Raw genomic sequence first — 14,821 nt, 5'->3', positions numbered from 1 at the left:
GGAGGCGCACATCGGTCAAGCCCCCCGCGGGAGATCACGCTACGGCCTGAGATCGACCCGATACGCAAAGTATCTCCACAGGAAGAACAAAGGGATCACCCAAATTGGAACGCAAGTTGACGCCAATGCGTCAAAAACGAACTGCAGAGGGGCACTTGGCAATCCATTGACGATGGACCCCGCACACACCGGCCCCACAGAATGCACAGCGGCGCGGGGCCCACGGGGGGAACCGCATGAAACCCTCGAAGGACCCCAACCTCGATGTCCGCTTCTCGCACACCCATGCGCGCGCCCAGACGCCCCGCGTCGAGACCGATCGCCGCCGCCGTCGTCGCCGCCCTGGCTGCCGGATCACTGGCCGCCACGGCACCGGCCCACGCCGCATCCAGCGCGCCGGCCCCATCACACCAGGCCACCTCCCCGAGTGACCGCGCCCAGTCCGCCGCCACGCGCCTCAACCCCACGGAGTCGGCGTCCGCGCAGGCGAAGGCGACCGGCCAGCCGGTGACCATCGACCAGCTCACGGGCACAGGGACCCAGGTGGTGGCCAACCCGGACGGCACCTTCACCCGGACCGACTCCTCGATGCCACAGCGTGTGCAGCAGCAAGGGAAATGGGTCCCCGTCGACACCACCCTGGTGCGGCAGCCGGACGGGACCTGGGCACCCAAAGCCGCCGTCACGCACGTGGCCTTCTCCGACGGTGGCTCCAGCGCGCTGGTCACCATGCGCGACGGAGCCGACAAGCTGGGCTTCTCCTGGCCGGGCGCACTCCCCAAACCGGTGATCTCCAAAGACACCGCCACCTACCCCGAGGTGCTGCCCGGGGTCGACCTCCAGCTGACCGCGGACGCCTCCGGATACTCGTCGATCCTGGTGGTCAAGACCCCCAAGGCCGCAGCCGATCCGCGACTGCAAAGCCTCGCATGGAACACCACCTCGGCCAACCTCAAGCTGGCCGCCACCGCGAACGGCGGCGCGCAGGCCACCGACAAGCGCACCGGTAAGACGGTGTTCCACAGCGACACCGCGCTGATGTGGGACAGCACCGGCCAGAAGACAGGGGGCACGGCCCGCGCCCGCACGGCGACCGTCTCTGCCGCGCGGGCCGAGCACACCGCGGCGGCCGAGGTCGGCAAGCACCGTGCCCGGGTCCATGTGACTCTCAAGCACGGCAAGCAGCTGCTCGGCCTGGACAAGTCCCTGCTCACTGCCAAGACCACCACCTACCCGGTCTACGTGGACCCGGAGTGGAGCGGCAGGCCCTCCCAGCTGGACTGGGCCCGGATCTCCGACAACGGGTGGGACGTCTACAACTCGACGTCCACCACCGGAGCGACCAACGCCCGGGAGGGATGGGACAACACCCCTCCGGGCAACGGCGAACGCGCCCGCACCTACTACCAGATCAACACCAGCGGCATCAAAGGCGCCGTAGTCAACCACGCCTCGCTGTACGTGACGCAGCTCTCCGCCGCCTCCTGCGACGACACCCCGGCCGCCGTCTACGGCACCGACCGCCCTGCCGGATGGAACTCCTCCTCGCTGTACTGGGGGCATGAGCCCGGCGGGCGCACCGGCGCACTCGGCACCAACCCGAAGAGCCACGAGGCCGGCACCTGCCCGGTCAAAGAGGGGTCCAACTCCTGGGTCAGCCCGCCGTCGCTCGAGTTCGACGTCACCTCCCGGGCCCAGAGCGCGGCGGGCGGCGGCTGGAGCAGCATGACGCTGATGGTCCAGTCGCCCGACATGAACGACGCCCACCAGTGGAAGCAGCTCGCCTACGGCGGCGGCGCCACCCTGTCGGTCACCTACAGCTACCGGCCCAAGCTCAAGAACGGCACTGGCACCCCCGCCATCAAGCCCTCCATCGTCAGCTCGGGCAAGACGATGACCACCACCAACACCCCGACCCTGTCCGCACGCGCGGTCGACCCCGACCTCGCCGGCGGCAGCGAACTGGTACGCATCGACTACAACGTCTACAACTCCTCAGGCACCCTCGTAGGCCAGGGCTTCGGCCCCAACCTCGACTCCAAAAAACGCGCACGCTACAACACCAACGGCAGCGACTGGACCACCCCGAAACTGCCGGACGGCACCTACACCTGGAAGGCCACCGCGCAGAACGCCGCCGGGTACTGGGCCGGACCCGGCTCCGGCATCTGGACCAAGACCCAGACCTTCACCGTGGACACCAACGCCCCGCCCTCCCCCACAGTCACCTCCAGTCAGTTCCCCGCCAAGCAGATCGGCGCCGCCTTCGGCGACCAGGGCACCTTCGTCCTGGGCAACAACCACACCAACAACATCACCGGCTACCTGTTCTCCCTGGACGCCACACTCGGCAGCACGGTGTACACCAGCAGCGGCGTCATCCACTTGGCAGCAGGCACAAAAATCACAAAGGGCAACATCTACTACGCCACGTCCGACAACGGTCCCGGCACCGCGACCTCAGCGATCAACGGCAGCGCCTCCCCCGTGTTCGCCCCCGGCTCGGCCGGACCGCACACGCTGTACGCGAAGGCGGTGGACCAGGCCGGCTCGACGTCCATCTCCCAGACCGCCTACGCCTTCTACGCCGGGACCAGCACCCCGGCGTACGCCTACGGCGACAAGATGATCAACGGCTGGACCGCGACCAACACCGACGGCACCACCACCGCCGTGCCCAAGGCGACGACCACCAGCACCGGCGGCCAGCTGATCAGCCAGGCAGCCTTCAGCGGCTACGAGTTCGCCGACGGCTACCAGGCCATGCTCGGCAACAAGAGCACCACCTCGAAGGTCATCAGCGGCGACAGCGCCACCTTCAGCTTCGACATCCCCAAGGACGGCCCCTGGAGCTTCGGCGCCAACCTGACCAAGGGCAAGGACTACGGGATCTACCGCCTGGTCCTGGACGCGGGCCAGAGCACCCAGTCCACCCTGTCCAGCGGCTTCGACGCCTACAACTCCTACACCACCACCCAGTTCGTCAACCTCGGCATCCCCAAGGACACAAGCGGGCAACTGCTCACCCTCAAACAGGGCATACACACCCTCACCCTCACCCTGAGCGGCAAGAACCCCAGCTCAACCGGCTACCAGGCCGGCATCGACGTGCTGCGCCTCGGACCGGCACTGACCTGCGCGATCAATGACTCGACAAGCTGCCTGAACAACACCGCCACCAGCACCTTCACCACCACGACCAGTCCGGCCGACGCCGACGGCTCCGGCAACAGCATCAGCTCCGCCGACCTGACGAGCACGGCGGGCTGGCAGAGCAACAAGACGGTGACCGTGGACGGCGCGACCGTCACACTGCCGAAGTTCGGTTCCGGCATCTACGACAACATGCTGGCCTCTGGCCAGACCATCACCCTGCCAGACAGTGGCGTGGTGAACGCCGGCGACGCCGTGGTCTTCCTCGCCTTCGCCACCGGCGGCGCCGCCAAGGGCACCGGCGGCACCATCACCTACGCCAAGAACAACTGTGTGGACCAAAACAACCCAGTCGATCAGCCTTACCAACTGGACACCGTGCCCGACTGGCTCTCCGGCCCGGCCTCCGCAGCCTCCATCAGCCTGGTCCACGAGAACCACAGCAGCAACACACAGACCAGCCCGAGCTCCGGCCCGAAGATCTACGCCATCAGCGTCCCGCTGCGATGCCCCGGCTCGGTCATCAGCAGCATCTCCCTGCCGCTGTTCACCAACGGCGTCCAGGCAGGCCAGCCCTCCCTGCACGTCCTCGGGCTCGGCGTACGGCCGATGACCATCACCGGCGGATCAAGCCCCCTGCACTGGGTCGGCACCTGGGCCTCGGTCCAGGACACCGCCAAGGTGCAGCAGTCCAACGGCAGCACCGCCATCGTCAACGGACAGACGCTCCGTATTCCCGCGCACGTCAGTGTCGGTACCGACGACGGCAACGGCGTACGCATCCACCTGTCCAACGCCATGGGCACCACCCCGGTGACCTTCGACGCGGCCTCCGTCGCATCGCAGGACACCACCGCGGGCGGCGCCACCGCGGCCACGTCACCCACACCACTGACGTTCGGCACCCCCGCCTCCCCCTCCGTCACCATCCCGGCAGGCGGCGACGCCACCAGCAACCCGGTGACCCTGCCCGTCACGCAGCAGGCAACCGTCCTGGTCAGCCTGCAGGTGCACGGTTCGACGTCCGCGATGCCCGGCCACGCCGTGGCCCAGACCCCCGTCTGGGTCAGCAGCGACGCCGCCAACCACACCGGTGACACCGCCGCCGGCAACTTCACGCAGACCACCTACACCGGTCTGCCCTACCTCGCCGGCATCGACGTCACGACCCCCACCTACACCCCCACCTCCACCCCCACCGGCTCGCTGATCCTCTACGGCGACCAGACCGTCAACGGAGACACCGCAAAAGGCGACGGGAACACCCCAAACGGCGACGGCCAGCACCACCTCAGCGACGCCATCACCAACGCCCTGGTCAGCGACACCAACGGGGACAACTCCGTGGACTACGGCGTACTCAACGCGGGCACCAACAGCACCAGTCTGAGCAACAACCTGCTGCCACAGATCACCAACAGCGCCACCCCGGAAAACGCGCTCAACCCCGTGGACCGCAACGTGCTGACGCAGGGCAATGTGCGCACCGTCCTCGTCTCCACCGGAGCCGCCGATCTGCTCAACTGCACCGGCGGCGCTGACGCCTGCGCCACCAACGTGGAGACCGGACTGGCCTCGCTCAAAAGCCAGCTGAGCTCGTACTACACCGACGACAGCCACACCTACGACGCCAACAAAAATCCGATCACCCAGAACTCCAACATCACCGTCTGCCTCGCCACCATCCCGCCCTTCACCGCCTCCCACCCGGGCACGGCAACCCAGGAATCCGCGCGCGAGCAGGTGAACAACTACCTGCTCGACAACTACCCCGCCCAGGTAATCGACTTCGCCGCCGCGGTCTCCACGGACGGCAACGCCACCTCCTCGACCGTGAAAGCAGCCGACCTCTCAGGCGGCAACCCGTCCAACGCCTACTACACCGACCTCGCCGGCCAGTACCTCAACGACACCAACACCGGCGTGGTCAGCATCGCGCCGAACCTGATCGTCCCGCTCGCCACGGGCAGTGACACCCCCGAGGACGATTGGGAGCTGGCCACCGACGGCACCGACAGCAACGGGGACAACCCGTTGGCCACGGTCGGCGGCGCGACCTTCAGTTCCGATGGCCCGGACGCGGTCAACGCCGGCGCCGGTGCGGCGTCCTTCGACGGCAGCACCGGATTCCTGGAGAGCGACCACACCGCCGTCGACACCTCCGGTGACTACACCATCTCCGCCTGGGTGAAGATCAACTCGGATGTCGGCGCCACCGCCATCTGCCAGGGCACCAGCCAGCACCAGGCGCTCTACATCGGCTACGACAGCGGCAACAAGGGCTGGATGTTCCAGACCACGACCACCAACGACGCCGGCGCCGACTTCCCCACCGCGGAAGGAGACAGCAACACCGGCGCCATCGGCACCTGGGCCCACCTCCTGGTCACCTACACAGCCCCGGTCGACGGTGACTCCAGCACGGGCGTGATGTCGCTCTACCAGAACGGCAGCCTGATGGGCACGGCCAACAACCTCACCCCGCAGTACGACTCCTCCATGCCCCTGACCATCGGCGGCTGCGTCAACGCCCCCGACGCGACCACGCCGTACAACGCCTTCCCCGGCTCCGTGGCAGACGTCCACGTCTACTCACGGACGCTCTCGGCAACCGAGGTCAGCGCACTGCACTGACCCCACCACCGACACGGGCTCCGCCGCACCCACCAGGAGCGGCGGGGCCCGTTCATGTCCTCGGCCGAGACGAAAGAGCGGCGTCGCTCTGACGACACCTCGGCACCGAACGATGAAACGATCCCGCCGGATCCGCAGACGTAATTCACCGGACACTCGCTCCATAAACCTGACGCGTCATCAGCACCAACGTCAAATGAGCGTCAGAACAACCTCCCGACTGCCTCGCGAAGCCGAGACACGGCACCCCGGTTTATCGCGCAAACGGAGTGAAACAGCAGTTCAGCACGCCGTCTCAAAAATATCCGACGCAGACCACTTGATGCTCACCGGAAAACAGGTCGAACGAGTCGCGGCGTGCGACAAAATCCGCAAATCAGACGCCCTTCCCAACAGGCTCCAGAACCGCCACGCACTCCACATGCGAAGTCATCGGGAAGATGTCGGCCTGGGCAAGGCACGGAAAAGAGCAGGCCAGAACCACTCCGGACGTCGGCTCGCACATCACGCCCCGCACCACTTCCCCGGCCGCCATAATGGAGTCATGCCCTCCAGTCCACAGCACCCCGCACCCGCGCCGAAGAACCTCTCGGGCCCGGACATCGAGGACCTCGCGCTGTACCGGGAGAAGTTCCGGCGCCGTCTGCCGGAGTCGCTGGACGAGTAGCACGGCCCCACCCAGGGTGTCGTGGAACTGCCGCTGCACATGGCCTGGTCCGGGATGACCTCGTACGACATGGGCAAGCCTCGCCAGCGCATGGTCCTGACCGCACCGTCCTGCACGAGGGCCTGCGCGACGACCTGCCCCACTACCTCAACCAGGACCTGCTCCTCCAGATGTGGCCGGTGCTGCGCACCCTCGTCGGTCGCACCCTGCGCACCGTATGGGAAGACGCCTTCTCCCAGCTCGCCTCCCGCACCCGGGCAGCCGCGTGACGCAGATGCCGGAACTGCACACACGGCTCCTGGCGGATATGATCCCCCTCGGCTCCCCGTATCCGCTGGTTCTCACCGACGGATACGCCGTGCGGGCGCACCGCCTCGTGAACCGCCCCAGCCAGGACCTCGATGTCGCCACCGACAACCCGGCGCCCATGGCCGACATCGCGGCCGCGCTCCGTAGCGGCCTGGAAGCACGGGGCCGGCAGGTACAGGCGCTGGAGACCGCCCCGCTGACAGCCCGCTTCACCGTGACCGACCCAGCCGCCGGACAGGACTGCGAAGTCGACATCCTCAAGGAGATCTTCTGACGGCCGGTCACCCAGACCCCGTACGGGCCCGTCCTCGCGGAGGCGGACGTGGTCGGGACCAAGGTCCGTCCCCTCGCCGACCGCGGGGCGCCCCGCGACCTGATCGACGTGTTCGCAGCCTCCCGCCGGTGGACCAATGCCGAGCTCGAGGAGTTCGGCCGCCCGGTCGGAGGGCCTGATCACCGACTCGACCGGCAAGACTGAGCAGCCGGGGCCGGCGAGAATCAGCGTGCCTGTCCGGGACGGCCGGGCAAGCACACGGATGCGGCTGCCGCACGGCATCGAGAACCGGGCTGCGACCGGCTCATCGGCGTTGCCACTCTTCTGCGAGGAGTTGGTAGGAGCGCACCCGGTCTGTGTGGTCGTGGGTGATGGTGGTGATGATCAGCTCATCGGCGCCGGTGGCCTCCTGCAGTTGTTCGAGGTGGTCGGCGACTCGTCCCGGGGAGCCGACGAATTGGGTGTCGACCCGGTCGGCTACCAGTGCCCGGTCCGCCTCGGTCCAGGCGAGGGCGCGGGCCTGCTCCGGGGTCGGGAAGGGGATGGCGCCCTCGGCGGTGCGGATGCTGCGGACCCACGGGCCGTAGCCGGTGGCCAGTTCGCGGGCGGTCTCGTCGTCCTCGGTGACGACGACGTCGGCGGAGACGCTGACGTAGGGCTTGTCGAGGTGGTCGGACGGCTGGAACGCGGCGCGGTAGCCCTCGGCTGCTTCCAGTACGGTGGCCGGGCTGACGTGGTAATTGGCGGCGAAGCGCAGGCCGTTGCGGCCCGCGACGTCGGCACTCTGTCCGCCGCTGCTGCCGAGGATCCATACCTGCACCTCGGCGCCCTCGCCGGGGATGGCGTGTGCTTCGATCCCGTCCGCGGAGCGGTAGTCGCCGCGCAGGAGCGCGAGTATGTCGTCGACCTGCTCGCCGTAGTCCTGGGGGCCGGCGCCGGGCTGATGCAGAAGCTGTTGCTGGAGCAGGAAACGGGGCGAACCGATCAAGTGCTCAGGGGAGAACCGTGGCGGGATCTTCAGGCCGTTGGGGGCGTGTCCGTCGACGACCGGGGTCGTGGTCGGTCGGGGCCCTGCCGTCTGCCCGGGGGGACGTCCGCCCGAGCGGCCGAGGCCCAGGTCGAGTCGCCCGGGGTGCAGGGCGTCGATCAGTCCGAACTCCTCGACGGTGGACAGGGCGGTGCGGTGACCGAGCTGTACGGCACCGGATCCGATCCTGATCGTGGAGGTCGCGGAGGCGGTCAGGGCCAGTACGACGGCGGGAGAGGTCCCGGCCACGCCCGGGTTGAGGTGGTGCTCGGCGAACCAGTAGCGGGTGTAGCCGAACCGCTCGGTCTGCTGGGCGAGGTCGATGGTGTTGCGCAGCGCCTCTGTGGCGGTGGAGCCGGACGAGATCGGGACGAGGTCGAGGACTCCGAGAGGGATGCCGGACATGGTCTGGTGTTGCTCCTCAGCGGTCGGTGGGCGCGGGTGCCGATGCGGACGCGGATACGGATGCGGATGCGGATGCGGGCTCGGGCTCGGGCTCGGTGATGGCCGGAGTCCACGGGAACGGCGGATCAGGGATGTCGCGTCGTAGAACGGGGGCGATGTCGGACTGGAAGAGTTCGAGCGAGGCACGGTGCTGGGCGTGGGTGAGACCGCCTGCTTCGGCGTGCAGGTGGAGCACGCTGTGTCCGAACTGCTCGTGATAGCGGTGCACCTTGTCGATCACCTGCTGCGGGCTGCCGATGAGCGCCGAGCTGCGTTCGACGAAGTCCTCCAGGGTGGCGAACACCGGCTCGACGCCCAGGCGTTTCTGGAACGCGAGATAGCCCTCGAACACCGGCCGGTACGCGGCGATCGCTTCCTGTGAGGTGCGGGCCGCGTAGTAGCCGGCCGTCCCCGCGCCGACGACGGCCCGCGCCGAGTCGTGGCCGTAGTGCTCCCACCGCTCCCGGTAGTAGCGGATGAGTTCGGCGTACGGCTCGATCGGGTTGGTGACGTTGGCCGAGAAGAGCGGATCTCCGTAGCGGGCGGCGAGATCGACCGACTCCCGGCTTGTCGCGCTGCCGTGCCAGACCCGGATGGGTTGCTGGAACGGTCTCGGCCACACCTCGGCGTCCGTCAGCTCGGGGCGGAAGCGCGGGGAGGCGCTCACCTTGTCCTGCCGCCAGATGCGGCGGAACAGCTCGTAGCTCTCGGCGTTGCGGTCCCACTGGTCCTCGGGAGTGACGTGGAACAGCTCGCGCTGGGCGGTGCCGTTGCCCTTGCCGATGATCAGGTCGAGACGGCCCGCGGACAGGTGATCCAGGGTCGCGTAGTCCTCGTACGCGCGTACCGGGTCGAGCAGGCTGAGGGTGGTGACGGCGGTGAACAGCCGGATCCGAGAGGTCAGCGCGGCGATGTGGCTGAGTACGACCGGTGGTGAGGAGGAGATGAAGGGCCGCTCGTGGCGTTCGCCGACGCCGAAGCCGTCGAATCCGAGTTCCTCGGCCAGCAGCGCGTTGTCGATCACCTCACGGAAGCGCTCGTTGGTGGACTTCTGGACGCCGGTCACCGGATCGGGGGCGTGCACGATGAGGGTGATGGCCAGGAACTTCACGACGCCGCCCGCCGGGTCTTGGCCTCCGCGTGGACGTCGGGGTGTGCCAGGCCGAGGTGGTCGCGGAGCGTGGTGCCTGTGTAGTCGTGGCGGAACACACCGCGCTCCTGGAGCAGCGGGACGACGGTGTCGGCGAACTCGTCCAGGCCGCCGGGGGTGATGTGCGGGACCAGGATGAAGCCGTCGGCGGCGTCCGCCTGGACGAAGTGGTTGATGGTCTCGGCGACGGTGGCCGGGGAGCCGATGAAGGACTGGCGGCCGGTGGTCTCGATGACCAGTTCGCGGATCGACAGGTTCTCCGCGGCGGCGCGCTCGCGCCACTGCCTGGCGACGGCGAGCGGGTCGCGGAACATCCGCACGCTGGCCCGGCCGCGGGCGATGGTGTTCTCGCCGGGGTCCGGGTCGATGTCGGGGAGCGGGCCGTCCGGGTCGTAGCCGGACAGGTCACGGTTCCAGACGTGCTCGAGGTACTTGATCGCGGTCTGACCGCTGACCTGCTGGCGTCGTACCTCATGCGCCAGCTCCTGCGCCTGGGCGTCCGTGTCGCCGAGTACGAAGGTCGCGGCGGGCAGGATCAGCAGCTGGTCGTGGGTTCGGCCGTGACGGGCCAGGCGTCCCTTGACGTCGGCGTAAAAGTCCCGGCCGGCCTCCAGGGTGCTGTGCCGGCTGAAGATGGCGTCGGCGCTCGACGCGGCGAACTCGCGGCCCTCGTCGGAGTCGCCGGCCTGGAAGATCACTGGGCGGCCCTGTGGGCTGCGCGGGACGTTGAACCGACCGGCGATGTCGAAGTGCTGTCCTCGGTGGACGAAGGCTCCGGCTTGCGCGTCCTTGAGGAAGATGCCGGACTGCTGATCGGCGACGATTTCGTCGCCGTGCCAGGAGTCGAACAGTTCGGTGGCGGTGGACAGGAACTCCTTGGCCCTGGAGTAGCGCTGGTCCTGCGGGAGGAAGCCGCCGCGCCTGAAGTTCTCGCCGGTGAAGGCGTCCCAGGAGGTGACTACGTTCCAGGCGGCGCGTCCGCCCGACAGGTGGTCCAGGCCGGCGAACTGGCGGGCCACCTCGTACGGCTCGTTGAAGGTGGAGTTGATGGTGCCGGTCAGGCCGAGCCGTTCGGTGACGGCGGCGAGCGCGGTGAGAACGGTGAAGGTGTCGGGGCGCCCCACCACGTCCAAGTCGTATATCTGGCCGCCCTGTTCGCGTAGCCGCAGTCCCTCGGCGAGGAACAGGAAGTCGAACTTGGCTCGTTCGGCGGTCCGTGCGAAGTGCGCGAACGAGCTGAACTCGATGTGGCTGCCCGCCCTCGGGTCGCTCCACACGGTGGTGTTGTTGACGCCGGGGAAATGGGCCGCGAGATGGATCTGCTTCAGGGGCTTGCCCGTGGCCGGCATGCCCGTGGCCGACCTGCTTGTGGTCGGCGTGCCCGTGGTCGTCCTGGTCATGGTCGTACGACTCCTCCGGCTTCAGGCAGCGGTGTAGCGATTGGCGGGGCGAGTGAGCCCGAGCAGCCCGCGCAGGGTGTCCGCCTCGTAGGCGTGCCGGAAGGCGTCTCGGCGTTGGAGTTCGGGCACCAGGCCCCGTGTGACCTGCTCCAGGTCGTGGCCGATCACTCCGGGGCGCAGCCGGAAGCCGCTCAGGCCGGCCCGGCGCCACTCCAGCAGGAGGTCCGCGAGTTGTCCGGGCGTACCCGTGAACACCTCGGCGTCGCTGGTGTAGGCGTAGCCCGCGAGGCCGTCCAGGCGGGCCTTGCGGTCCGACGCCGCGGCGGGATCGGCGTCCAGGAACACGACCAGGTCACCGAAGACGGACAGCGGCTCCTCGGCCCGCCCTGCCGCGGCCTGGGCGGCACGGATCTCGGCGACGACGGCGCGGGCCTGGTCGGTGTCGTGCGGGGTGACGTAACCGATGTCGGCCGATCGGCTCACCAGTTGATACGGCACGCTCTGGTGCGCGAGCGCGCTGACGACGGGCTGTCCCTGCGGGGGCCGAGGGGTGATCGAGGGTCCCTTGACGCTGAAGTGCCGGCCCTCGAAGTCGATGTAGTGCAGCTTGTCGCGGTCGATGAAGCGCCCGGTGGCGGTATCGCGGATCTCCGCGTCGTCCTCCCAGCTGTCCCACAGGCGGCGCACCGCCTCGACGTAGTCGGCGGCCTCTTCGAAGAGCTCGGCGGTCAACTTCCGGCCGGCCGGGGTGTCACGGTCCTCGACGCCGAGACGCGGGAAGGTACGGCGGCCGAAGTGCGCGGCCTCGTTCTGCCGTGCCGACACCTGGATGCGCAGGCCCGCGCGACCGGTGCTGACGTAGTCCAGGGTGGCGATCGCCTTGGAAATGTGGAACGGCTCGGTGTGGGTGACGACCACGGTCGGCACCAGCCCGATGTGCCGGGTCATCGGTGCGACCCGGGCGGCGACGAGCACGGCGTCCAGCCGGCCCCGCACCTGGTCGGTACGCCCGTCCGGCTCCGTGAGGTGCGAGGACTGCAGCCCGAGCGAGTCCTCGAACGTCACGAAGTCGAGCAGGCCGCCTTCGGCCTCGGCCACGAGGTCGGCCCAGTAACCGCCGGTGAACAGGTCGTTGGGCCGGGCGCCCGGCTCGCGCCATGCGGCCGGGTGCCAGCCCGCGCCGTCCAGCGCCACAGCAAGGTGAAGAGGGGAAGATGCGGACACGAGAAGGGTGCCTTCCTGGTCGACCGTATGTGATCAGCGGCCCTCATGCGGAGGGCTCAGCGGCGAGGAACAGGTCAGGAACAACAGAGGGCGCCGGCCACCCGTTGCAGGTCGATGTGGGGCCGGGAGTACAGGCGGACGCAGCCATGCGCGGCGCGAACCCCGGCAGCCGGGCCGAGCACGCGGGAAACGGGGGACAACACCGTCACCTCCGCTCTTCCGGTCGCTTGTCCTGCTCGCAACGGGCCCTGCCGCGCTCCGACATGGAGGACCTCATGTCGTCGCAGGTTAGGCGGAGGTGGACGGACGAAGGTGGAGGGCGTATTGCGGTTCCATGAAACCGTCCGGACACTGCTGGGAGGGCTGGGCGGTGGCCCCGTCCGGGATGTGCCCGACCCAGTCCAGGATCTGCACCGCCGCCCCCGCGGCCTCCAGCCCTTGGCAGTGGGCATGGTGACGGCGGGCGATGCCGTCCAGGTCGAGGTGGGTGCCGAAGGCGGGGTGGGCGGCCAGTCGCCGTGCGTAGGACCACAGGTGCGGATGGTCGGCGATGCGGTGGACCGCGGCGGCGTCCAGGTGCAGACGGTGCACGGTGTCGAGTTGCACCAGGGTCGCCCACAACTGCACGTCGGCGGCGGTCATTTCGTCGCCGAGGAGGAAGTCCTGGGTGGCGAGCCGCCACTCCAGTGAGCCCAGGACGCGGAGCAGGGAACTGAGGGCGGTCTGACGCGCCGTGGCGTCGGCGTCAGCCTGCCCGGCGTGCTGTGCGGCTTCGTTGATGCGGTACTCGCAGAGGCGTCCGACGGCCTCGATCTCCTCCTCCGCGCCGTGCGGGTAGAGGGCGGGCCGGTCGGAGCCGTCACCTCCGAAGTGCCGGGCCAGGTCCCGGAGGATGTCCGGCGTGTGCGTGCTGACGATCCGCCCCGTCCAGTCGTCGCTCAGCACCGGTACAACGGCCGGCCCGGGATGCCGGTGCGAACTGGACTCGTACAACGGGCGCAGAGCGGAGTGTCCGCCGTCGGGGCTGTCGGGCACGGCCGGCAACAGGGCCACCGGGAGGGTCTCTCCCAGACCGAGCAGGCTGTGTGTGATGGCGATCCGCAGACAGTGGGGGCAGGACAGCGAGAGGTGGAGGCGGTAGCGGCGTGGCACGGCGTAGTAGCCGCTGCTCGCGGCACAACCGATCCTGCCCCGGAACGACGGCAGGGAGGGGAGGGACGGCACGATGGTCGAGGGTGCGGCGGGCATGTGTCTCCCCGGGTCCGGGTCCGGCTTCTGGTTCTCAGGGGTGCGGCGGGCGGCGCACGTGGGGTGATGGGCGCGCGGCGGCGTCGGCGCGTACCCGTACGCGGCGGGGATGCGGTGCCGGTGGGCACCGCCGGTTCAGCGCAGAGGGCTCGCCGCGCTGCAGACACGCAGGAGATCGATGTGGCGGCGGGAGGTCAGGAGAAGAGACGGCCGAGCCGCGCACAGGGCACGGTCGGTGGGCGACTCCAGACGCTTCGTCATTTCCTACCTGTCCACTAGGGATTCTGTTCTGGAGTGTCCGGCGGCTTTCGAGCTTCGTCAAGAGGGCCTCCCCCACCTCCCCGCACCGCCCGCCCGCTGCGCCACCTGGACGCCTGGCTCACAGCCCGGACCACGAGGTCATCCGGCTGGACGTCCGCACCATCCCCGCCGAGGCCCTGCTGCACGCGGACTTCGGAAGCCCGGAGATCGTCCGCGCCACAGAGCACGTCCGCAGTGGCGGCGTCGTCGGCGCCCGGTCTACAAGGCCTCGTACTCGGGACCGCTGAAATCGTTGCTCGATCTGCTGCCGCCGCCCGGGAGGCGCTCGAACGCGTCGCCGATCAGTTCTCCGCCGCACTCGGCGGACACGCGGGAGCGGTGGCGGTCACGGTGCTCATCCGGTGGCCGCCAGCAGGGCCGTACGGCTGCCGAGGGCTTCGGAGAACCGGTCGACGACCTGTGCGAGGGCCTCGGCCGCGCCTGGCGCGACGGTCAGGGTGCCGTCGTCGCCCACCGCGATGTCCTTGTCGAGCGTGAACCAGCCCTGGACGATGTGCGCGGCGCCCATGGAACTGAGCACCGGGCGCAGGGCGTAGTCGATCGCCAGGACGTGCGCCGTGGTCCCGCCGGTCGCCAGCGGCAGGACCGTCTTGCCGGCCAGGGCGTACTGCGGCAGCAGGTCCAGCAGGGACTTCAGCAGCCCGGAGTAGGCGGCCTTGTAGACGGGCGTGCCGATCACGACCCCCTCGGCGCGGTCGAACAGCGCGGTCGCCTCGACGATCGCCGGGTGCCGGAAGTCGACGCCGAGCAGAGCCTCGGCGGGGATGGTGCGGACGTCCAGGGGGATCACCTCATGTCCCTGGGCCGTGAGCCGCCGGTCCAGGTGGCGCAGCAGGCGGGCGGTACGAGAGGTGGCGGAGGGACTTCCGGAGACGGACAGGACGGTGGCCATGGCGGATCCTTCGGGAACGTGAGGTTGGCGTGGGATCGCGGTGCGGGGCCGCGTATCACGGCGTAATGCGGCCCCGTG

General features: G+C 69.0%; 8 protein-coding genes and 3 pseudogenes. 4 read left to right on the top strand and 7 right to left on the bottom strand.

The genetic code is table 11. The features are described 5' to 3' along the window. Positions 1-264: 264 nt before the first annotated feature. From OG747_RS33265 to OG747_RS33255, 3 genes and pseudogenes are all read left to right on the top strand, one after another. Entirely contained in the window at positions 265-5,787 is a 5,523-nt protein-coding gene (locus OG747_RS33265) for a LamG-like jellyroll fold domain-containing protein (RefSeq protein ID WP_405883057.1), read from the top strand. A gap of 544 nt (positions 5,788-6,331) precedes the next feature. Then, a pseudogene (locus tag OG747_RS33260) lies at positions 6,332-6,723 on the top strand (hypothetical protein). Positions 6,724-6,728: 5 nt separating this feature from the next. Further along, positions 6,729-7,199: pseudogene (locus OG747_RS33255) on the top strand (nucleotidyl transferase AbiEii/AbiGii toxin family protein); the annotation flags it as partial. A gap of 142 nt (positions 7,200-7,341) precedes the next feature. Here the strand turns inward: OG747_RS33255 and OG747_RS33250 are convergent. From OG747_RS33250 to OG747_RS33225, 6 genes are all read right to left on the bottom strand, one after another. Further along, positions 7,342-8,469 carry an LLM class flavin-dependent oxidoreductase gene (locus OG747_RS33250; RefSeq protein WP_405883056.1) on the bottom strand — a complete coding sequence of 376 codons (1,128 nt, stop codon included), beginning with the start codon at positions 8,467-8,469 and terminating at the stop codon, positions 7,342-7,344. A 16-nt stretch (positions 8,470-8,485) separates the two neighbouring features. Next, positions 8,486-9,619, bottom strand: coding sequence for an LLM class flavin-dependent oxidoreductase (locus OG747_RS33245; RefSeq protein WP_405883055.1), 1,134 nt, complete (start codon positions 9,617-9,619; stop codon positions 8,486-8,488). Then, positions 9,616-11,007, bottom strand: a complete 1,392-nt coding sequence (locus OG747_RS33240; protein ID WP_405885816.1) for an NtaA/DmoA family FMN-dependent monooxygenase — start codon at positions 11,005-11,007, stop codon at positions 9,616-9,618. Before OG747_RS33240 ends, OG747_RS33245 begins: the two co-directional genes overlap by 4 nt. A gap of 72 nt (positions 11,008-11,079) precedes the next feature. Next, the gene (locus tag OG747_RS33235) at positions 11,080-12,282 is read right to left on the bottom strand and encodes an LLM class flavin-dependent oxidoreductase (RefSeq protein ID WP_405883054.1); all 1,203 of its coding nucleotides are present in this window, start codon (positions 12,280-12,282) and stop codon (positions 11,080-11,082) included. 74 nt (positions 12,283-12,356) lie between these two features. Beyond that, complete coding sequence (locus OG747_RS33230; protein WP_405885814.1) at positions 12,357-12,464, bottom strand: putative leader peptide; 108 nt, start codon at positions 12,462-12,464, stop codon at positions 12,357-12,359. A gap of 106 nt (positions 12,465-12,570) precedes the next feature. Continuing rightward, positions 12,571-13,530 (bottom strand): glutathione S-transferase C-terminal domain-containing protein, encoded by a 960-nt coding sequence (locus OG747_RS33225; protein WP_405883053.1) that lies wholly within the window; start codon positions 13,528-13,530, stop codon positions 12,571-12,573. 294 nt (positions 13,531-13,824) lie between these two features. On the opposite strand from OG747_RS33225, the pseudogene OG747_RS33220 reads away from it, so the two are divergent. Next, positions 13,825-14,101, top strand: a pseudogene (locus OG747_RS33220) (NAD(P)H-dependent oxidoreductase); the annotation flags it as partial. Between the two features lie 84 nt (positions 14,102-14,185). On the opposite strand, the gene ssuE reads toward OG747_RS33220, so the two are convergent. After that, positions 14,186-14,743, bottom strand: coding sequence for an NADPH-dependent FMN reductase (ssuE, locus tag OG747_RS33215; RefSeq protein ID WP_405883052.1), 558 nt, complete (start codon positions 14,741-14,743; stop codon positions 14,186-14,188). Between the last annotated feature and the right edge of the window lie 78 nt (positions 14,744-14,821).

The organism is Streptomyces sp. NBC_01384 (assembly GCF_045040035.1).
Classification (GTDB): Bacteria; Actinomycetota; Actinomycetes; order Streptomycetales; family Streptomycetaceae; genus Streptomyces.
The sequence above is the reverse complement of the archived record's forward strand: the minus strand, read 5'-3'. Positions and strand labels throughout refer to the sequence as shown.